This window comes from Arthrobacter sp. MAHUQ-56 (assembly GCF_019710585.1).
Classification (GTDB): Bacteria; Actinomycetota; Actinomycetes; order Actinomycetales; family Micrococcaceae; genus Arthrobacter.
In genome coordinates this window covers 1,046,485-1,066,288 of record NZ_JAIFZQ010000020.1, presented here as the reverse complement: position 1 = coordinate 1,066,288, position 19,804 = coordinate 1,046,485, and the positions used below count along the sequence as shown (strand labels likewise).

At 66.1% G+C, this 19,804-nt stretch carries 14 protein-coding genes and 2 tRNA genes; 8 read left to right on the top strand and 8 right to left on the bottom strand.

Annotated elements, in window-relative coordinates; genetic code table 11:
• Positions 1 to 21 precede the first annotated feature (21 nt).
• From K4G53_RS17315 to ilvD, 7 genes are all read right to left on the bottom strand, one after another.
• Positions 22 to 777, bottom strand: a complete 756-nt coding sequence (locus K4G53_RS17315) for an ABC transporter ATP-binding protein (protein WP_221386842.1) — start codon at positions 775 to 777, stop codon at positions 22 to 24.
• A complete protein-coding gene (locus tag K4G53_RS17310; RefSeq protein WP_221386841.1) occupies positions 774 to 3,572 on the bottom strand; it encodes an ABC transporter permease in 2,799 nt (932 codons plus the stop codon). Before K4G53_RS17310 ends, K4G53_RS17315 begins: the two co-directional genes overlap by 4 nt.
• 218 nt (positions 3,573 to 3,790) lie before the next feature.
• A complete protein-coding gene (gene serA / locus K4G53_RS17305) occupies positions 3,791 to 5,380 on the bottom strand; it encodes a phosphoglycerate dehydrogenase (RefSeq protein ID WP_221386840.1) in 1,590 nt (529 codons plus the stop codon).
• A 124-nt stretch (positions 5,381 to 5,504) separates the two neighbouring features.
• On the bottom strand, positions 5,505 to 6,530 hold the full coding sequence (gene ilvC, locus K4G53_RS17300; protein WP_221386839.1) for a ketol-acid reductoisomerase: 1,026 nt from the start codon (positions 6,528 to 6,530) through the stop codon (positions 5,505 to 5,507).
• Between the two features lie 89 nt (positions 6,531 to 6,619).
• Positions 6,620 to 7,132: an acetolactate synthase small subunit gene (gene ilvN, locus K4G53_RS17295; RefSeq protein WP_043453275.1), complete on the bottom strand. Its 513-nt coding sequence runs from the start codon at positions 7,130 to 7,132 to the stop codon at positions 6,620 to 6,622.
• A gap of 2 nt (positions 7,133 to 7,134) precedes the next feature.
• A complete protein-coding gene (locus tag K4G53_RS17290; protein WP_221386838.1) occupies positions 7,135 to 9,042 on the bottom strand; it encodes an acetolactate synthase large subunit in 1,908 nt (635 codons plus the stop codon).
• 373 nt (positions 9,043 to 9,415) lie between these two features.
• Positions 9,416 to 11,134, bottom strand: a complete 1,719-nt coding sequence (gene ilvD, locus K4G53_RS17285; RefSeq protein WP_221386837.1) for a dihydroxy-acid dehydratase — start codon at positions 11,132 to 11,134, stop codon at positions 9,416 to 9,418.
• 256 nt (positions 11,135 to 11,390) lie between these two features.
• Between ilvD and K4G53_RS17280 the strand changes: the two genes are divergently transcribed.
• From K4G53_RS17280 to K4G53_RS17270, 3 genes are all read left to right on the top strand, one after another.
• Entirely contained in the window at positions 11,391 to 12,557 is a 1,167-nt protein-coding gene (locus tag K4G53_RS17280) for a hypothetical protein (RefSeq protein ID WP_221386836.1), read from the top strand.
• A gap of 139 nt (positions 12,558 to 12,696) precedes the next feature.
• Positions 12,697 to 13,644 (top strand): sorbosone dehydrogenase family protein, encoded by a 948-nt coding sequence (locus K4G53_RS17275; protein ID WP_374226171.1) that lies wholly within the window; start codon positions 12,697 to 12,699, stop codon positions 13,642 to 13,644.
• Positions 13,645 to 13,758: 114 nt separating this feature from the next.
• A tRNA-Lys gene (locus K4G53_RS17270) sits at positions 13,759 to 13,834 on the top strand.
• A 379-nt stretch (positions 13,835 to 14,213) separates the two neighbouring features.
• Here K4G53_RS17270 and K4G53_RS17265 read toward each other — a convergent pair.
• Positions 14,214 to 14,672, bottom strand: coding sequence for a MarR family winged helix-turn-helix transcriptional regulator (locus K4G53_RS17265; RefSeq protein ID WP_221386977.1), 459 nt, complete (start codon positions 14,670 to 14,672; stop codon positions 14,214 to 14,216).
• A gap of 96 nt (positions 14,673 to 14,768) precedes the next feature.
• Between K4G53_RS17265 and bcp the strand changes: the two genes are divergently transcribed.
• The 5 genes from bcp to K4G53_RS17240 all read left to right on the top strand — a co-directional run bounded on the left by bcp (position 14,769) and on the right by K4G53_RS17240 (position 19,763).
• Positions 14,769 to 15,242 carry a thioredoxin-dependent thiol peroxidase gene (gene bcp, locus K4G53_RS17260; RefSeq protein WP_221386834.1) on the top strand — a complete coding sequence of 158 codons (474 nt, stop codon included), beginning with the start codon at positions 14,769 to 14,771 and terminating at the stop codon, positions 15,240 to 15,242.
• A gap of 96 nt (positions 15,243 to 15,338) precedes the next feature.
• A tRNA-Leu gene (locus K4G53_RS17255) sits at positions 15,339 to 15,423 on the top strand.
• A gap of 233 nt (positions 15,424 to 15,656) precedes the next feature.
• A complete protein-coding gene (locus K4G53_RS17250; protein ID WP_221386833.1) occupies positions 15,657 to 16,349 on the top strand; it encodes a fasciclin domain-containing protein in 693 nt (230 codons plus the stop codon).
• A gap of 212 nt (positions 16,350 to 16,561) precedes the next feature.
• Entirely contained in the window at positions 16,562 to 18,181 is a 1,620-nt protein-coding gene (locus K4G53_RS17245; RefSeq protein WP_221386976.1) for an ABC transporter substrate-binding protein, read from the top strand.
• A 79-nt stretch (positions 18,182 to 18,260) separates the two neighbouring features.
• The gene (locus tag K4G53_RS17240) at positions 18,261 to 19,763 is read left to right on the top strand and encodes a malate:quinone oxidoreductase (protein ID WP_221386832.1); all 1,503 of its coding nucleotides are present in this window, start codon (positions 18,261 to 18,263) and stop codon (positions 19,761 to 19,763) included.
• Positions 19,764 to 19,804 lie beyond the last annotated feature (41 nt).

The window sequence follows — 19,804 nt, the reverse complement described above, 5'->3', positions numbered from 1 at the left end:
CCTTCGGTGCGGAGGGGCAGGCTAGATCAGTTCTGTCAGCGTATCGCTCAGACGGACCAGTTCGTGGTCGTGCGAGGCGACCAGGACGGCGATACCGTCCGACGTGGTGTCCTTCAGGATGCTGATGATGCGGTTTGCCGAAGCACGGTCCAGGCTGGCGGTGGGTTCATCCACCACGAGGACCCGGGTCCCCAGGATCAGGGCGCGCGCGATGGCCACGCGCTGCCGTTCACCGCCGGAGAGCTGCGCGGGACGGTGCCGCATGCGGCGGCCCAGGCCCACCAGGTCCAGCAGGTCCTTGGCCATGTCCCGCCGCTGCTCCACCTCACCGTCGGGGACGGCGGGCAGCAGGACGTTTTCAAGCGCGCTCATGCCGTCAATCAGGGCACCGCCCTGGTCCACGTAACCGATCAGGGCACGACGGCGGTCGGCGATTTCGTCGTCGCCCATGCTTTCGAGGGAATCGCCTTCCCAGAAGACGCGGCCCGAAGTCGGCAGGGTGAGTCCCGCGCCGACGGTCAGGATGCTCGTCTTGCCGGAGCCGCTCCGGCCGGCGACGCAGTGCATCTCGCCGGCATGCAGGGTCAGGTCGAAACCTTCGACCACGCTCACGGCCTCGGCACCGCCCTTACCGCCGCCGTAGCGGATGGTGATGTCGCGCATTTCCAACGGGGTGGCATGGTCCGCGGACTTGACGATGGTGTTGGCCCGGGTCTGCAGGGGGACCTCGTTGGAGCCGCCCCTGCGGCTCCGCTGGAGGTTCGTCGGGTTTGTCATTGGACCACTTTCGTTGCAATCGGTATCCAGCAAAGTACAGCCACCAGCCCGGCCACGGCAGCCCAGAGGGCCGCGTAGGGGGCCAGCAGCAGGCCGATGCCGAGGGCGCCCAGCACGCCCAGCGGCAGGGCCACGGTTCCCACCAGCGCATTCTCGAACAACCGCACCTGCCGCAGCATGTCCGGGTTCCAGCCCATTGCCTGGAGGATGCCCAGGTACTGGCGCTTGGCGTTGAGCTCAAAGCGCCCGGTGACCAGGGTGAGGACAAGGCCCACGGCTACGCCTGCCAGTGCCAGCAGGATGCTCGGCAGGGTGACGCTGGCCGCGGCCAGCCCGCTCAGCGCGCTGGCACCCGCGGCGCGCGGGATGTCGATCAGCAGTGCGATCAGCCCGCCCACCGCGGCTCCGAAGACACCAACGGCGATGGCAAGGGACAAGGTGTTGAACTTGTTGGTGCTCAGCTGCCGGTTGGCAAAAGTCAGCGGGGAATCGACCGGGATGAGCCGCTCGTCGTGCTGCGGCTCCTGGTCGATCTCATCGCGGTGGCGGAGCTGCTGCGCGGCGAACAGCGCCGCACCCACGTACAGGGCCAGGACGGCGGCGCACACCAGAGCTGTGGCCAGGCTCCAGCTCACCAGGCCCAGCACGATGCCGACGGCGGCGAGCAGCACGGCTCCGACGCCGAATTCCTCCAGCACCCAGCTCCGGATCCGCCGCTGGGTCCAGCCCATGGCGCGCAGGGTTCCCGCCTCGCTGCGGCGCTTGCGGATGTAGCTGACCGTTGATGCCCCGGTCAGCAGGGCAGCCCCGCAGAGAGTCAGGAAGAGGAGGGTGACGTTGGTGCCGGACAGCGCTCCGGTCACGGCGTCGGCGGCGTTCTGCCGGACCCAGGACTGCTGGACGGTGCCCAGCGCCGATTCCTTGCCCGCTCCGTCCTTGGAGTAACCGGGCACGAAGATGCTGGTGTCCTCACGGGCAGAACCGGCCACCACCGTGGCGTCCAGGCCCATGTCGCGGATCTCGGAAGCAAGCTTTTCCACCTCCGGCTGGGCGTCCTTCCAGCTGCCCGGCGCCTTGGCGCGGACGCGCACGGCGTCGATGACTGCGGCGTTCTGCTTGTAGCCGCGGGCGGCCGCCAGTCCGTAGTAGTCGGTGATGGCGCCGGCGGACTGGCCTGCCAGCCCGGTGGCGCTCAAGGACGGCTTCAGTTCCGCCCCGGGAACGTCCTTGCCTGCGGCGTCCTTGACCAGGGTGAACGGGGTGGGGTCGTAGCCGCCCAGGGGAAGCTTGTTGACGTCGCCGGACGCGGCAGCCACCGTGGCCGGATCGAACGTGCCGTAGACCATGGGCATCGGCGTTGCCGCCTGCTGCTGGCCCGTGGACAGGTTGTCCCGGTAGGAACGCTCATCCACCGGCTCGCGCTGGGTCTGGTCGACGGGTGCGCCGTTGGCAGCCTTCTCCGGGAGCCGGTTGACCGTGACCCACTCGCCGGGAACCGCGGTCTTGTCAACGGCGCCGTTGGACGCGGTGTCGCCCTCCGTGTACTTGGGTGCGCCGGCGAAGTTGGTGCTCCACTTGGCGGGCGTGTACAGCCCCTGGTTGAAGTTCCCGTTGCTGCCCAGCAGCGAGGTGTGGTCGGTGGAACCGGGCCAGGACAGCGCGAAGGGGTCCTTGGACACGAAAGGCAGGTAATCCTTGCCCAGCGATTTCGAAACGGTACCGACGTCCTTGACTACCTTGCCGGCGTCGTCAATCTCTTCGATCTTGACGTTGTACTTGAGGTCCAGGGACGTGCCGGAGCGCACGATCAGCGGAACGGCCTGGGAACCCGTGGTCAGCTGTCCTGTGCGCTTGGCCTGCTGGTACTGGGTCATCAGGGGGGCCCAGTACTTGAGCTTGACGCCCAGGAAGTCAGGGCCCTCCTTCAGCTGGTCCATGCTGATGCCGCTGGTGAACAGCCCTTCCAGGTACCGGCCCACCGCACCGGCGTCCCGGGCGTCGGCGGGCGGCGCCTTTTCCAGCGGGGCCAGGAAGTCGCCGGCCGAACCCAGCAGCGCGCGCTCGGCGGCGGGGTCCACGGCCACTACCGACTCGGTGACTTCGGGTGCGAGCGGCAGGGCGACGGAGAGATTGAAGAGATTGTGTTCAGAACCGCCGGCGGGGGCGGGGAACTTAATGCCGGTCTCCCCCGCGGGCGGGGCGATGCGGATGCTGCTGCCGCCCTGTGTCTTCTCCTCGACGAGGCGGGCCTTGCCCAGGGTTCCCTCGGCGCTGGTCTTGAACAGGGTCTGCTCCGAGTTGCCGTCCGAGCTCACGGCACTGGCGGTCAGCCGGTACTTCTTGGCCTTATCGCTGAGGACGGACTCGGCGGCCGGCCACTTGTCCGGAGCCGTGGCGCCCGCGGCCTGGTCCGCAGTGGCGGTGCCGGCGAGCCCGGCGTTGTAGCCGAGGTAGTCCATGGCGTCGAGGCGCGGTGTCTCCAGGTTCTGCGTGACCCTTGAGACGAGGCTGATGGGCGCCGCCACGGATGTGCCGGACAGCTTCCTGATGGAGTCCAGCTGGTCGAAGCCGATGCCGCCGGCGCCGTTGGCGATCTCCGGCTGCAGGAGGGCCCCGGACGGCGCCTTGGCCTGGACCAGGATGTCGTAGAGCCCCCTCGAGTTTTCATCAACCGTCCGGTTGAGTGCGGCCTGTGACTGGCTTTGGACGAGGACCGACAAGCACATGGCTGCGATCAAGATGGCCGCGGTCAACAGCAGCACCCTGCTTCTGATGAACCTCTGGACGGCGTTCATGGAACTCCCTGAAACCTGGATTGCGTGCGCACACTTCCATCCGCCCGGGCAGACGTGGTCAATGACGGACGGATGTGCAAAAGGTATTGGCCGGTCTGCCGGCTACGGTCCTGAATCAGGACCATGCCATTGTAAGCAGACCGGCCAATCTTATGTATTTCCGCCCGGACACGCCGGGCGAAGGAGCCGCCGCGGTGTTTCCGCCGCGGGTGTCGGGACTAGTCCTCGAGGTCCACTTCCCGGACCATCTCGGCGCCGATTCCGGCCTTGATGGCGTCCAGCACCTGCTGGGGAACGGAGCTGTCGATAGTCAGCAGGGCGAGGACCTGGCCGCCCTCGTTGGAGCGGGCAACCTGCATGCCGGCGATGTTGATGTTGTTCATGCCCAGGATGTGGCCGATGGTTCCGATGACGCCGGGACGGTCGGTGTAGGCAACCACCACCAGGTGCTCGCTGATCGGGATCTCGACTTCGAAGCCGTTGATCCCCACGAGCTTTTCGATCTGCTTGGGACCGGTCAGGGTACCGGCCACGGAGATCTGGCTGCCGTCGCTCAGGGCGCCCCGCAGGGTCAGCACGTTGCGGTAGGACTCCGTCTCGGGCGTGGTGATGAGCCGGACGTTGATCCCGCGCTGTTCGGCGATGACGGGGGCGTTGACGTAGGAGACCTGCTCGGTCACGACGTCGGCGAAGATACCCTTCAGCGCCGCCAGTTCCAGGACCTTGACGTCCAGGGAGGAGATTTCACCGGCCACCTCGACGTCGAACTGGGTCAGCGACGCGTGGGTCAGCGCGGTGAAGATGCGGCCCAGCTTTTCGATCAGCGGGATGCCCGGGCGGACGTCGGGGGCGATGACGCCGCCGGCCACGTTGACGGCGTCGGGCACCAGCTCGCCCGCGAGGGCCAGGCGTACTGACTTGGCGACGGAAACGCCGGCCTTTTCCTGCGCTTCGTCAGTGGAGGCGCCCAGGTGCGGGGTGACCACGACGTTGTCGAGCTTGAAGAACGGGAGGTCCGTGCTGGGCTCCTTGGCGAAGACGTCCACGCCGGCGCCGGCGATTTCGCCGTCCTGCAGGGCGGTAAAGAGGGCTTCCTCGTCCACCAGGCCGCCGCGGGCGACGTTGACGACGTAGGCGGTGCTCTTCATCTTCTTGAAGGCGTCCGCGCCCAGCATGCCCACGGTTTCCGGTGTCTTGGGCATGTGGATCGTGATGAAGTCGGACTGGGCCAGGAGATCGTCCAGGGTGACCAGCTGCACCCCGAGCTGCGCGGCGCGGGCGGAGGTGATGTAGGGGTCGTAGGCGAGGATCTTGGTGTCGAAGCCCTTAAGGCGGGCTGCCACGAGGGCGCCGATCCTGCCCAGGCCAATGATGCCGATCTTCTTCTCGAACAGTTCGATGCCCGTGTACTTGGAGCGCTTCCATTCGCCGTCCTTGAGGGCGGCGCTGGCCTGCGGGATGTGGCGGGCAAGGCTGAGGATGTGCCCCACGGTGAGCTCAGCCGCCGAGACGATGTTGGACGTGGGCGCGTTGACTACCATCACGCCGGCCTGGGTGGCGGCCTTGATGTCCACATTGTCCAGCCCGACGCCGGCACGCGCGATCACCTTCAGGTTCTTGGCGGCGGCGATGGCTTCGGCGTCAACCTGGGTGGCGGAGCGGACCAGGATGGCGTCTACGTCACTGATCGCCGAGAGCAGCTGGGAACGGTCGGCGCCGTCGGTCTGGCGGATTTCAAAGTCCGGGCCGAGGGCCTCGACGGTGGCGGGGGAAAGTTCTTCGGCGAGCAGTACTACGGGTTTTGACACGGCTGATCCTCTGCGTTGCAGTCCTGGGGATGGAACAAGTCTAGGCCGACGGAAAGGCCGGGCTCACATTGTTAAGTGTGAACCCGGCCTCACCGTGGCACGCTATGCGGTTGGGCCTGCGGCCTTAGCGGGCTGCGGAGCCTTCCACGTAGTCAACGTCCTGCTGCTGCCAGGAGAACAGGGAGCGCAGCTCGCGGCCGACAGCCTCGATGGGGTGCTGCTCGGCCTTGGCGCGCAGCTCCTTGAACTCCACGGCGCCGTTGTCCTGGTCCTCGATGAAGCGCTTGGCGAATGCACCGGACTGGATGTCGGCCAGGACGGCCTTCATGTTTTCCTTCACCTCGGGGGTGATGACGCGCGGACCGGAGACGTAGTCACCGTATTCGGCGGTGTCGGAGACGCTCCAGCGCTGCTTGGCGATGCCGCCCTCCCACATGAGGTCGACGATGAGCTTGAGCTCGTGCAGCACCTCGAAGTAGGCGATCTGCGGCTGGTAGCCGGCCTCGGTCAGGGTTTCGAAGCCGTACTGGATCAGCTGGGACACGCCGCCGCAGAGGACAGCCTGCTCGCCGAACAGGTCGGTTTCGGTCTCTTCCGTGAAGGTGGTCTTGATGACGCCGGCGCGGGTGCCGCCGATGGCCTTGGCGTAGGACTTGGCCAGTTCCCAGGCGGATCCGGAGGCGTCCTGCTCGACGGCGATGATGTCCGGGATGCCGCGGCCGGCTTCGAATTCGCGGCGGACGGTGTGGCCCGGAGCCTTCGGGGCAACCAGGATGACGTCAACGCCCTCCGGTGCCTGGATGTAGCCGAAGCGGATGTTGAAGCCGTGCGCGAAGGCGAGGGCCTTCCCCGGGGTCAGCTTGTCCTTGATGGAGTCATTGAAGATCGAACGCTGGTGCTGGTCCGGCGCCAGGATCATGATGACGTCGGCCCATTCGGCGGCGTCGGCGACGTTCTTGACGGTGAAGCCCGCGTCCTCGGCCTTGGCCCTGGACTTGGAGCCTTCCTGCAGGGCGATGACGACCTCGACGCCGGAATCGCGCAGGTTCAGCGCGTGGGCGTGGCCCTGGGAGCCGTAGCCAACGATGGCTACCTTGCGGCCCTGGATGATCGCCAGGTCTGCGTCGTCGTCGTAGAACATTTCAGTCACTTGCGTAACTCCTCTTGAGTGGTTTCCAGATAGTGGTCTTGCGGTGCTGCGGTTACGGGCGCCAAGTCCCGCCAGGGCACGTGCGTGTCCTAGGCGGAGCGGAGCGCCCGGTCACTCATGGAGCGGGATCCCCGTCCAACGGCCAGGGTGCCGGACTGCACGATTTCGCGGATGCCGAACGGCTCCAGCACTGAGAGCAGGGCTGTGAGCTTTTCGGGGTGGCCGGTGGCTTCAATGACGACCGAATCGGTGGAGACGTCGACTACTGAGGCACGGAACAGGTCTGCGGCCTGGGTCACCTGCAGACGTGTCGCGGCATCCGCACGTACTTTGACCAGGATGTGGTCGCGCTGTACGGAAGATTCGGGGGTGAGCTCAACGATCTTGATCACGTTGACCAGCTTGTTGAGCTGCTTGGTGACCTGCTCGATGAGGTCGCCATCGGCGTCGACAACCACCGTCATGCGGGAAACACCCGGCACTTCGGTGGGGCCAACGGCCAGGGAATTGATGTTGAAGGCGCGGCGGGCAAAGAGGCTCGCAACACGGGTCAGGACGCCGGGCTTGTCTTCAACCAGAACGGAAAGTGTGTGGCGGCTCATGGTCAGTCTTCCTCTTCCCATTCCGGGGTCATGTTGCGGGCAACCTGGATCTGGTCGTTGCTCACGCCGGCGGGCACCATCGGCCACACCATGGAGTTGGGGCTCACCACGAAGTCGATGACCACGGGGCGGTCGTTGATTTCGAGGGCCTTCCGGATGGTGGCGTCGATGTCTTCTTCGCGTTCAACGCGGAACGAGGCGCAGCCGTAGGCCTCCCCCAGCTTGACGAAGTCCGGGATGCGGACGGTGTCGTGGCCGGTGTTGAGGTCGGTGTTGGAGTAGCGGCCCTCGTAGAAGAGGGTCTGCCACTGCCGCACCATGCCCAGCGACGAGTTGTTGATGACGGCAACCTTGATGGGGATGTTGTTGATGGCGCAGGTAGCCAGTTCCTGGTTGGTCATCTGGAAGCAGCCGTCGCCGTCGATGGCCCAGACCACGCGGTCCGGCTCGCCCACCTTGGCGCCCATGGCCGCCGGAACGGCGTACCCCATGGTGCCGGCGCCGCCGGAATTCAGCCAGGCGTGCGGGCGCTCGTACTTGATGAACTGCGCAGCCCACATCTGGTGCTGGCCCACGCCCGCCACATAGACGCCTTCGGGCCCCGTCAGCTCACCGATCCGCTTGATGACCTTCTGGGGTGCGATGAGGCCGTCGTCCGGTTCAGTCCAGCCCAGCGGGTAGGTTTCCTTGAGGTTGTTGAGGAATGCCCACCACGTGGTGAGATCCGGAGTGCCGGAAGCCTCGAACTGGCTGCGCACGGCCTCGGTCAGCTCCGGGATGATCTCCTTGACGGACCCGACGATGGGCACATCAGCGGTACGGTTCTTGGAAATTTCGGCAGGATCGATGTCCGCGTGGATGACCTTGGCGTTGGGTGCGAAGGTCTTCAGTACGCCGGTGACGCGGTCGTCGAAGCGGGCACCGAGGGTGATCAGCAGGTCGGACTGCTGCAGGGCGGTGACAGCGGAAACGCTGCCGTGCATGCCGGGCATGCCCACGTGCTGCGGGTGCGAATCCGGGAAAGCGCCCTTGGCCATCAGGGTGGTCACCACGGGAGCGCCGGTGGCCTCGGCGAGGGCGAACAGCTCTGCCGAGGCGTGCGCCTTCACCACACCGCCGCCCACGTACAGGACGGGTTTGGTGGAAGCGGCAATGAGCTTAGCGGCCTCCCGCACCTGCTTGTTGTGGCCGCGGGTGACCGGCCGGTAGCCGGGCAGGTCGATTTTCGGCGGCCAGGAAAAGGTCATCTGGCCCACCTGGGCGTCCTTGGCGACGTCCACCAGGACGGGGCCAGGGCGGCCGGTGGAGGCCAGGTGGAAGGCCTCGGCCATCACGTGCGGGATGTCGTTGGGGTCGGTCACCAGGAAGGAGTGCTTGGTGATGGGCATCGTAATGCCCACGATGTCGGCTTCCTGGAACGCGTCGGTGCCGATGACGCCGCTGGACACCTGGCCGGTGATGGCCACCATCGGCACGGAGTCCATATGGGCATCCATGATCGCGGTAACGAGGTTGGTGGCACCGGGGCCGGAGGTGGCGATGCAGACGCCCACCTTCCCCGTTACCATGGCGTAGCCTTGCGCGGCGTGGCCGGCTCCCTGTTCGTGACGGACCAGCACGTGATTCATGGTGGAGGCCATCAAGGGGTCGTAGGTGGGCAGGATCGCGCCACCGGGCAAACCGAAAATGTCGTCGACGCCGAGTTCCTCGAGCGAGCGGACGATCGCTTGCGAGCCGGTCATCACCGTCGGGGGTACGACGTTGTTCGGCCCAAGGACAGGAGAGACGGCAGCAAGATCGGCGACGACGGCGGCATGGTCAGCCGTCCGGTCGGCACGTTCCGGAGCCTTGGGGGCTCCAGGGGACTTGGTGGCCATCAGCGAGGGGCTGATGGGCGATCCTTTGCTCATCGGACTCTTCCTTGTGGATCTTCTCTGGTTATGGGACTGCGGGAAATAAAAAAACCCCTCAGCCTGGTAGCTCTGTGAGGGGTTCGCGCGTGACGGTTCGTTACCAGGGGGCTGTTATGCCACGCGCTTGGTAAGGACGACGACGGTGCCGACGGTAACGAAAGTCATGCGTTCAGTCTTCCCTCTTGGCAAGATGAGTGTCAACGAGCAACAACCCTATCTCACCATGTGGACCACACTGTCCACGGAATGACCCTACCCCAAACTTCCGGCGCGAGCGCCGTCAGCCCGGGGCCCCTCGGGTCACCCCTCATTAAGCCCTGCCGCCTAAAGTGGGCAAGGTCCCGGGACGGCCGTCCCAGGCGACTCAACATCAGCCGGTCCAGGCTCCCTGGCTCGCGCTGTGCACCAGCTTGGCGTACTTGGCGAGCACTCCCTTGGTGTACCTGGCAGGCAGCGGCTCCCAGCCCACCTTGCGTGCCTCAAGCTCGGCGTCGTCCACCAGCAGGTCGAAGGTGCGGGCGGCGATGTCGACCCGGATCCTGTCCCCGTCCTTCACGAAGGCGATGGGGCCGCCGTCGACCGCTTCCGGGGCAACGTGGCCGATGCACAGGCCGGTAGTGCCGCCGGAGAACCGGCCGTCGGTGAGGAGCAGGACGTCCTTGCCTAGGCCCGCACCCTTGATGGCGCCGGTAATGGCGAGCATTTCGCGCATGCCGGGCCCGCCCTTGGGGCCTTCGTAGCGGATGACTACGACGTCGCCGGCCTTGATCTCACCGTTGTCGAGTGCATCCAGGGCACCCTGCTCACGCTCGAAGACGCGGGCCGAGCCCTCGAAGACGTCGGCATCGAACCCGGCACTCTTGACCACGGCTCCCTCCGGAGCCATGGAACCGTGCAGGATGGTGATGCCGCCGGTCTTGTGGATCGGGTTGTCCAGTGCACGCAGGATCTTGCCGTCGACGTCGGGCGGATTGATGGCCGCAAGGTTTTCCGCAACCGTCTTGCCAGTGACGGTGAGGCAGTCGCCGTGCAGCAGGCCGGCGTCGAGCAGTGCCTTCATGATGACCGGCACGCCGCCGATCCTGTCGACGTCGGTCATGACGTAGCGGCCGAAGGGCTTGAGGTCGCCCAGGTGCGGGATCTTGTCGCCAATGCGGTTGAAGTCGTCGAGGGTCAGCTCAACTCCGGCCTCACGCGCGATGGCCAGCAAGTGCAGCACGGCGTTGGTGGAGCCACCGAACGCCATCGTGACGGCAATGGCGTTCTCGAAGGCCTTCCTGGTCATGATGTCGCGGGCGGTGATGCCCAGGCGCAGCAGGTTGACCACCGCCTCGCCGGACTTCCGGGCGAATTCATCACGACGGCGGTCTGCCGAAGGCGGGGCGGCGGAGCCTGGGAGGGACATGCCGAGGGCCTCGCCGATGCAGGCCATGGTGTTGGCCGTGTACATGCCGCCGCAGGCGCCTTCGCCCGGGCAGATGGCCTTTTCAATGCGGGTGAGGTCCTCCATGCTCATCTTGCCGGCGGCGCAGGCACCCACGGCCTCGAAGGCGTCGATCAGGGTGACTTCCTTCTCCGAGCCATCCTCGAGCTTGACCCAGCCGGGCATGATGGAGCCGGCGTAGAGGAAGACGCTGGCGAGGTCCAGGCGGGCTGCGGCCATGAGCATGCCCGGCAGGGATTTGTCGCAACCGGCCAGCAGGACCGAGCCGTCGATCCGCTCGGCCTGCATGACGGTCTCGACGGAGTCGGCGATGACTTCGCGGGAAACCAGGGAGAAGTGCATGCCTTCGTGGCCCATGGAAATACCGTCCGAGACGGAGATGGTGCCGAACTGCATCGGGAACCCGCCGCCGGCGTGGACGCCTTCCTTGGCGCCCTGGGCAAGACGGTTCAGGGACAGGTTGCAGGGGGTGATTTCGTTCCACGAGCTCGCGACGCCGATCTGCGGCTTGGCGAAGTCGTCGTCGCCCATGCCGACGGCCCGGAACATGCCGCGCGCAGGGGCTGCGTGGATGCCATCGGTCACCACCCGGCTGCGGGGCTTGATGTCGGGCTTGCTCACAGTCTCGGTCCGGGCGTCGCTCATAGGGGAAAGTCTAGGGCGCGGCATAGCGGCGAAACGACCATCAGCTCCCCTTTTCTGACAAATGCCGGGATTTCTCAGCCAGATGGTGGACTTCCGTCTCATATTCTGAGATCGGACGCCTCGCTTCAGGGCTGTGCAAGCCTCTCACCTGCGCCTTCTCCTCGCCCTTCCCCGCGCCCGCGTCTCTGGACAGAGGTGGTGACCCGACGTAGCGTCGGGGCAGGACACCAACCCATCCGTAACCGAAGGGCTTGCCATGGACATTGTCTTCTGGATCATTCTTCTCGTCGTCATCGCCGTCGTCGTCTGGTGGCTGCTGAACCGCAACAAGTCCGGCAACCCGCCTGGCCCCGGGCAGTCGCGTGCCGACGGCGCCCTGGGGGGCGGAAGCGCTGCGGCGTCCGCAGAGGCAGCCGGGACCTCCGGAATTCCCTCCGCTGCCGGGTTCGGCAAACCAGCTGAACCCGCCGCACCTGCAGCGGCGGAAGAACCGGTGGACGCAGCCGGTCCGGCTTCCCCATCCGCCGGCGCCGGTGTGCCGCAGGCTGCGCCAGGTAACGCCGGCACGGGCGAGACCGGCACTGGCGAGGCAAGCACAGGCGAGGCAACGCACGAGGAACGCCGGCGCCAGGACGAGGCCGAATGGGAAACCCAGTGGTCCGAAGCTGCTTCTCCAGCACCCCGTGCTGGATCCTCCGCAACCGGCACCGGCGCCGCGTTGCATCCGGTAGCTGCGGACACACCGGAGCCGGCACCAGCGCCGGCGCCGTCGGCGGCTGCGCACCCTGCCGGCGAAGCAGAATCCCCGGCCGGGCCGCCGGTCCACCATGACGAGTACACGGGGCCGCATGCCCCCACCCTGCCGGGCGCGGAAACTGCCGCCGTGGAAGAAACGGACGACGCCGGGACACCACTGGGTGCCGTACAGGAAGCGGGCACTCCGGTACAGCAGGAGCCGGCAGGCACGGCGGCAACCAGCGCCGGCGCGTCCGCTGCCCCGTCCACCGCCGCCCCGTCCACCGCTACTCCCCCCACCACTGCACCGTCGGGACCTGCTCCTTCCAGTGCCGAAGGTGCCTCCGGTGATGCCGCCACGGCGGAGACGCTCGACCGTGCGCAGTCTTCGGCCGTCGTTGAAAACGGGGCCGACCATCATGCCAGTGTCCCGGCCGGGCAGGGCGCAGCACTCGCCGAACCCGCGGGGCATCTGGCCGCCGACGAACCCTACGGCGCAGGCTCGGCCGCGCCGGGCCCCGATGGAAGCGGGCCTGCCGAATTCACCGTGAAGGGCGACGCCGGCGCCATGGTGTACTACGAAGAAGGACACCCCGACTATGAGCAGACCCGGGCAGAGGTGTGGTTTGAGTCTGCCGCGCACGCCGAGGCCGCCGGCTTCCGGGCGCCGCGCCGGAAGCGCCTCTAGCGGCCCAGGCGCCCGCCCGGCGACCCGCTTCTGTACGATCGCCTGCCTGGTTTTATTCCTGGCGGCATGCACCGGAAGCCCCGCGCCCGCGCCAACGGGAAGCGGGGGGACGGCTGCAGGCACCGCTCCGGAGCTGCAGGTGGCGGAACGGCTGGACCTGCAACTGGATATCCCCTGGGCCGCGGTCTTCCTGCCCGACGGCACGGGCATTATTTCTGAGCGGGACAGTGCCCGCCTGAAGGCGGTCCGCGACGGAAAAGCCACGGACCTCGGCAAGGTTCCAGGCGTCGTGCCCGGCGGGGAGGGAGGCCTGCTTGGCCTGGCGCCCTCCCCGCAGTTCGCCGCCGACCGCTACCTCTACGCCTACCTGACCGCCAAGGACGACAACAGGGTGGTGCGGCTGGTTGTCGAGGACAACGGCAGCGGTCCCTTCAGGCTGGGTGAGCCCGAGGCTGTCTTCACCGGAATTCCAAAAGCCGGAACCCACAACGGCGGCAGGATCCGTTTTGGCCCCGACGGATTCCTCTACGTTGGAACCGGCGATGCCCAGCGCCGGGAACAAGCCCAGGACCCGAACGCCTTGGGCGGCAAGATTCTCCGGCTCACCGCCGACGGCCGCCCGGCGCCGGGCAACCCGTTTGGCAATGCCGTGTACAGCCTCGGCCACCGCAACGTGCAGGGGCTGGCCTGGGACCGTTCCGGAAGGCTGTGGGCGAGCGAGTTCGGGCCGGATGTCAATGATGAGCTGAACCTGATCCAACCAGGGGCCAATTACGGGTGGCCGGCAGTCACGGGCGCTCCGCACCGCGCGGAGTTCCAGGATGCCAAGGTGGTCTGGCCCGCTACGGGCGAGTCATCGCCGAGCGGCCTGGAAATAGTCGGGGACACCGCCTACCTGGGAGCGCTCCGGGGCCAGCGCCTGTGGGCCGTCCCGTTGGCCGGGACGGAGGCGGGCAATCCTGTGGCCTATTTCACAGGCGAGTATGGGCGGATCAGGGACGTAATCCGGGCCCCCACCGGACGCCTTTGGCTCCTGACCAACAACGAAAACCCTGATTTCGTGCTGGTTTTGCGGCTGTTCGAGTGATGGGGAGCCCGCTGTACGAGCCGATTTCACTTGCACCAAAAGTTCGTGTAGAGTTTCATGTCGTTGCGGAGATCAACGGGAAAGAAAAAGCCCGGAGATGAACGCAAAGAAGATGCACCTCTAGCTCAATTGGCAGAGCAATTGACTCTTAATCAATGGGTTCCGGGTTCAAGTCCCGGGGGGTGCACCACTCGGAAAACAGCCTCCGGCCCGCGGAAACGCGGACCGGGGGCTGTTTTGTTTTGCCGCGGAATCATCACTGTCCCCGCCCCGCACGCAGGGTCGGGGGAACCCGCCTTAATTTCTGAACCTCCCATCACCTCCCGCCCCACATACCCGGAGCCCCCATCACTGATGGAGTCGTCCTAACGGCGCGGCAGGCACTTTGCGGCGGCAGCACCGCCGTCGAACTATATTCCGCCCTGATAGGTCGTTGGCGGGAAGACTGCCAGGTGTGATGGCGCCTCCTCAGAAAAGCGGCAGGAAGTGATGGCGCGTCGAACGGAGCATAAAAAGTGGCCCCGGTCCTTCAGGGACCAGGGCCACTTCTGCAGTTTGCTGCGGTGTGCTTATTTTGCCGCGTTGTCCATCAGGGCCCCGGCATTGTTGGGCGTGGTGGCGAACTGGCTTGCCAGCTCGCGGACCACGGCCTGGAGTTCCTGGCGCAGGACCTCGGGATCAATGGATGCGGACGCCAGGACCGAGCGTTCCATCTCCACGGCGGCCGCAACGGCTTCCTTGCCCCGCTCGGTGAGAGACACCACGTGGCTCCTGCGGTCCGAGGTGCTCCGGACGCGGGCGATGTGGCCATGGGACTCCAGACGGCTCAGGGTCTTGCCCATGGTCTGCGCCTGAACGCGGACGTACTGGGCAAGCTGGGCCTGGGTCATGGGACCCTGCGCATCCAGCACTTCAATGGCTATGACGCCGGCGTGGGTAAGGCCTATGGCGCCAAGTTTTTCATTCCAGGAATGTTCGACGAGGCGGGCGGCAGTGGACAAGAGCCGCCCCGTGGGCCAGTGATCCATATCAGGCATAGCAGCAAGTATAGCCAAATGCCGATTAGCACTGGGCCCTGGTGCTTACTAGGCTGTTGTGTCCCGCCTGCAACAAGGAGAAAAACAATGGCTGAAAGACTCGTTATCGGCGACAAGGCACCGGCTTTCACGCTGCAGGATTCGACCGGCAAGGACGTCAGCCTCGCCCCCCGGCCCGGCCGCTCCACCATCGTCTACTTCTACCCGGCCGCCTCCACTCCCGGCTGCACCAAGGAAGCGTGCGATTTCCGCGACAGCCTTGCTTCCCTGCAGGCGTCCGGCTACGACGTCCTGGGCATCTCCCCCGACCCGGTGGCGAAACTCGCGAAGTTCGCTGCCAACGAATCGCTGACATTCCCCCTGCTCTCCGACGCAGACCACGCGGTGGCCGAGGCCTACGGCGCCTGGGGCGAGAAGAAGAATTACGGCAAGACCTACGAGGGCCTGATCCGCTCCACCATTGTGGTGGACCCGGCAGGCAACGTGTCCCTGGCCCAGTACAACGTCAGGGCCACCGGGCACGTCGCCAAACTCCGCCGGGACCTGCAGCTGGACGCCTGACCCGCTTCCCTCCTGCCCGCGCCCTGCGGACGCGACGCTACAATGGAACCTGGCATCCGCCGTCGTACGCTTTTGCGTTCACGAACGGAAGCCTTGGCGCGAGTGGTGAAATTGGCAGACACGCAGGATTTAGGTTCCTGTGCCTTCGGGCGTGGGGGTTCAAGTCCCCCCTTGCGCACCAACATCAAGGATCCCCCGGCTCAGGCCGGGGGACTCTTGCGTTAAGGGGTCGACGGCGGGGGCGCACTTTTCGTGCCGCGCCGAAAAACTTCCCGGGTCCACCCATCCGCCCCGGTCCTCCAACCGAATTGCCAGTGAGACACCAGCCAAGGGTTGGTGCTTACCGAAAAGGCAGACTGCACAGCCCGCACATAAAGTCCGGGCGGCAGGCAAACCATCCAAGGAGAACCGAAAATGCAGACCATCAAGCGCACCACTTTCACCGTCGCAGGCGTTGCAGCGGCCGCTCTGCTCAGCCTCACCGCCTGCGGTGGTTCAGGCAGCACCTCCGGGTCGGCAGCTTCATCGGCGCCGATGTCCCAGGCCCCCAGCTCCAGCATGGCGTCGCCGTCCGCCAGCGCCTCCGCCAGCGCGTCGGCAGGCATGATGGATCCCGCAGCCAACCTGGTGGGCCCGGGCTGCGCAGCCTACGCCCAGCAGGTTCCCACCGGCGCCGGATCGGTCGAAGGCATGGCACTGGATCCCGTCGCCGTCGCAGCCTCCAACAACCCGATCCTGACCACCCTGACCGCGGCCGTCTCCGGCAAGCTGAACCCCAAGGTGGACCTGGTGGACACGCTCAACGGCGGCGAGTTCACGGTCTTCGCGCCCGTGGATGACGCCTTCAAGAAGATCGATCCCGCCACCATCGAAACCCTCAAGACGGACGACGCCCTGCTGAGCAAGATCCTGACCTACCACGTGGTGCCCGGCCAGATCACCCCGGACAAGATCGCCGGCACGCACGCCACCGTCCAGGGCGGCTCCGTCACCGTGACCGGCAGCGGAGACTCCCTCAAGGTGGACAACGCCAACGTGGTCTGCGGCGGCGTCAAGACCAAGAACGCAACTGTCTACCTGATCGACTCGGTCCTGATGCCGAAGTAATCCTTACCCCCGCCTCAACACCAGGCCGGGCCCGCTGGCAGCCAGCGGACCCGGCCTTGGCGCGTCACGCGCCAGCCTGGGGACCGTCCCAATCCGCGTCCTTTAGACTGGACCCCGGCCCGCAAGAGGCGGAGCCGCCGGGATCCAGGGGTGGTAGACGAGTGTCCAGCAGTACATCGCGGCGGACGGTCATCAAGGCCGGAGCCGTCCTCATGGCGCTGGGCGTAACCTCCTGCACCGGCACGCCAGCGCCATCGCCGACCTCCGGATCCCCCAGCTCCACCCCCGCAGCCGAGCCGGACGCCACCTTCAATTTCGGCACCGCCGCCCAGCCCCTGGGCCTGGACCCGGCCCTGTCCAACGACGTCGAGTCCCAGCGCATCACCCGGCAGATCCTCGAAGGGCTGGTGGGCGTTGACCAGACCACCGGCAAGCCCACACCCCTGCTGGCCACGGAATGGAACGAGTCCAACGAGGGCAGGACCTACACCTTCAAGCTCCGGACCGGCATCTCGTTCCAGGACGGCACCCCGTTCAATGCCGACGCCGTCTGCGCAAACTTCAACCGCTGGTTCGCCTTCCCCGCTGAGCTGCGGCGGCAGGCCCCCGGCAGCTCCTTCAAGAGCGTGTTCAAGGCACACTCGGACGAGCCCGGGCTGTCGATCTTCAAAAGCTGCACCGCTGTCTCTGCCGACACCGTGCAGATCGACCTGACGCAGCGGTTCACCGCCTTCCTCCAGGCACTGACCCTGCCGGCGTTCGCCATCGCATCCCCCGCGGCCCTTGCCGCCGGCAAGGCCGACGTCCTGGACCAGAACCGCGGCGGCCAGCCCTTGTCGGCCTTCGCCACGAACCCCGTGGGGACAGGCCCCTTCACCCTGACCGCCTGGGGCACGGACAGCGTCACCCTGACCACCAACAAGGCGTACTGGGGGAACCGCGGCCAAATCGCCACCATCAACTTCCTCGCCTACAACCATCCCCAAACCCGCCTCCAGGCCCTGCTGGACGGCAAGATCGACGGCTATGACTCGGTGACCGTGGGGAATTTCGACCAGCTCGTCAAGCGCGGAAAGCAGATCGTCCAGCGCGATCCCTTCTCGGTGATGTACGTGGGCATGAACCAGGACGTGCCGGTGCTGCAGAACCAAAAGATCCGGCAGGCGGTGGAACTGGCCATCGACAAGGAAACCCTGATCCGGAAATTCTTCATCGACAACACCGCCAAGGCGACGCAGTTCGTCCCGCCAAAGATCAGCGGCTTCAACAACGATGCCCCGGAGCTCGGCCACGACCCGGCCAAGGCCAAGGCCTACCTCAAGGAGGCCGGCTACACCGGCGAAGAGCTCAAGTTCTACTATCCGCTCAACGTCACCCGGCCCTACCTGCCGACGCCCGAGAAGGTGTACGCCGAGCTCAGCCGGCAGCTGACCGCGGTGGGCTTCAACATCCGGCCGGTCCCGGTGGACTGGTCGGACGGCTACCTCCAAAAGGTCCAGTCCCCCGGCGACCATGCGCTTCACATCCTGGGCTGGAACGGCTCCTACTCCGACGCCGACAACTTCGTTGGCCCGCTCTTCGGGGAGAAGAACGGGGAGTTCGGGTACCAGGACCCCCAGGTATTCTCCAAGATCAACCGCGCCCGGGGTTTGCCCGAGGGCAAGGAACGTGATGAGCAGTATCACACCATCAACGCCCAGATCGCAGCGACGGTACCGGCCGTGCCGATTGCCTTCCCCATCTCCGCGCTGGCCCTTTCCGACCGGGTCCTGGGCTACCCGGCGTCACCGGTCTTAAATGAAGTTTTCACGAAGGTCCAACTAAAGCCTTGACGGGCCGGTCCAATTTCAGTATGCGGGCAGGGCGGGGATATTCTGTGACAGCCAGAGCCGCTGCAATCGGAGACTGATCGTGACCTTCATTTCCAAGACCCCACATGCCGACGTCGTCCTGATTGGCGGCGGCATCATGAGCGCAACGCTGGGGGCATTCCTCAAGCAGCTGGAGCCGGACTGGACCATCTCGCTGTTCGAACGGCTGGACCAGCCCGGCCTTGAAAGCTCCGGCCCCTGGAACAACGCCGGAACGGGCCATGCCGCGCTCTGCGAGCTCAACTACTCCCCTGCAGCCAAAGACGGCTCAGTCAACCCGGCAAAGGCGCTGCTCATCAATGAACAGTTCCAGCTGTCCCGCCAGTTCTGGTCCCACCTGGTGGACCGAAACCTGATCGGCTCTCCCAAGGGCTTCATCAACACCGTCCCGCACATGAGCTTTGTCATCGGCGAAGACCACGCCCGGTTCCTGAAGACCCGCTACGAGGCGCTGAAGCCCCACACCCTCTTCCGGAGCATGGAATACTCCGAGGACCACGCACAGATCGCCAAGTGGGCGCCGCTGATCGTCAAGGGCCGCGACCCCAAGCAGCGCATCGCCGCCACCCGCGCCGCCGAGGGCACCGACGTCGACTTCGGGGCCCTGACCCGCGAGCTGACCACGTACTTGGGGAACAACGGCGTCGAGATCAACTACGGCCACGACGTCACCGGAATCTCCCGGGCGTCCGACGGCGGTTGGGACCTGTCGCTGAAGTACCCCAAGTCGGGCGAGCACGGCAAGATCCACGCCAAGTTCGTCTTCGTCGGCGCCGGCGGCGGCGCACTGCACCTGCTCCAGGCCTCCGGTATCCCGGAAAGCAAGGGCTACGGCGGGTTCCCCGTCTCCGGGCAGTTCTTCCGCTGCACCGACGAGACCATCGCCGCCCAGCACAGCGCCAAGGTCTACGGCCAGGCGTCCGTGGGCGCTCCCCCCATGTCGGTACCGCACCTGGACACCCGCTACGTCGACGGGAAGCGCTCGCTGCTGTTCGGACCGTACGCCGGCTTCTCCACCAACTTCCTGAAGAACGGTTCCTACCTGGACCTTCCACTGTCCATCCGCCCGGGCAACATCATCCCGATGCTGGCCGTGGCCAAGGACAACATGGACCTCACCGCCTACTTGGTCAAGGAAGTGGTCAAGAAGCACGACCAGAAGGTCGAGGCGCTGCGCGAGTACTACCCGGAAGCCAAGAGCGGGGACTGGGAACTGATCACCGCCGGCCAGCGTGTACAGATCATCAAGAAAGATCCGCAAAAGGGCGGCATCCTTCAGTTTGGAACCGAAGTGATTGCCGGCCGCGACGGCTCCATCGGCGCGCTCCTGGGCGCGTCCCCCGGGGCCTCCACCGCTGTCCCCATCATGATCGAACTGCTGCAGAAGACGTTCCCCAAGAACTTCAAGGGCTGGCAGTCAAAGCTCAAGGACATGATGCCCGGCTACGGGGTCAAGCTCGACGAAAACCCGGAGCTTGCCGCCGAGCTGGAACGGGCCACGGCCAAATCCCTCCAGCTGGAGAGCGTTTCCGCCAGCCGCTGACCCTGCAGGGGCCAGCGGCTGGCACCCCAGGGCCTGTACCA

Bases quoted from the DNA above. Each gene is read 5' to 3' on its own strand.
- bcp (WP_221386834.1), top strand. From the start codon at position 14,769: ATGGCTGAAAGACTCGTTATCGGCGACAAGGCACCGGCTTTCACGCTG.
- K4G53_RS17315 (WP_221386842.1), bottom strand. From the start codon at position 777: ATGACAAACCCGACGAACCTCCAGCGGAGCCGCAGGGGCGGCTCCAAC.
- K4G53_RS17280 (WP_221386836.1), top strand. From the start codon at position 11,391: ATGGACATTGTCTTCTGGATCATTCTTCTCGTCGTCATCGCCGTCGTC.
- K4G53_RS17245 (WP_221386976.1), top strand. From the start codon at position 16,562: ATGGCGCTGGGCGTAACCTCCTGCACCGGCACGCCAGCGCCATCGCCG.
- ilvN (WP_043453275.1), bottom strand. From the start codon at position 7,132: ATGAGCCGCCACACACTTTCCGTTCTGGTTGAAGACAAGCCCGGCGTC.
- K4G53_RS17310 (WP_221386841.1), bottom strand. From the start codon at position 3,572: ATGAACGCCGTCCAGAGGTTCATCAGAAGCAGGGTGCTGCTGTTGACC.
- K4G53_RS17290 (WP_221386838.1), bottom strand. From the start codon at position 9,042: ATGAGCAAAGGATCGCCCATCAGCCCCTCGCTGATGGCCACCAAGTCC.
- K4G53_RS17265 (WP_221386977.1), bottom strand. From the start codon at position 14,672: ATGGATCACTGGCCCACGGGGCGGCTCTTGTCCACTGCCGCCCGCCTC.
- K4G53_RS17250 (WP_221386833.1), top strand. From the start codon at position 15,657: ATGCAGACCATCAAGCGCACCACTTTCACCGTCGCAGGCGTTGCAGCG.
- ilvD (WP_221386837.1), bottom strand. From the start codon at position 11,134: ATGAGCGACGCCCGGACCGAGACTGTGAGCAAGCCCGACATCAAGCCC.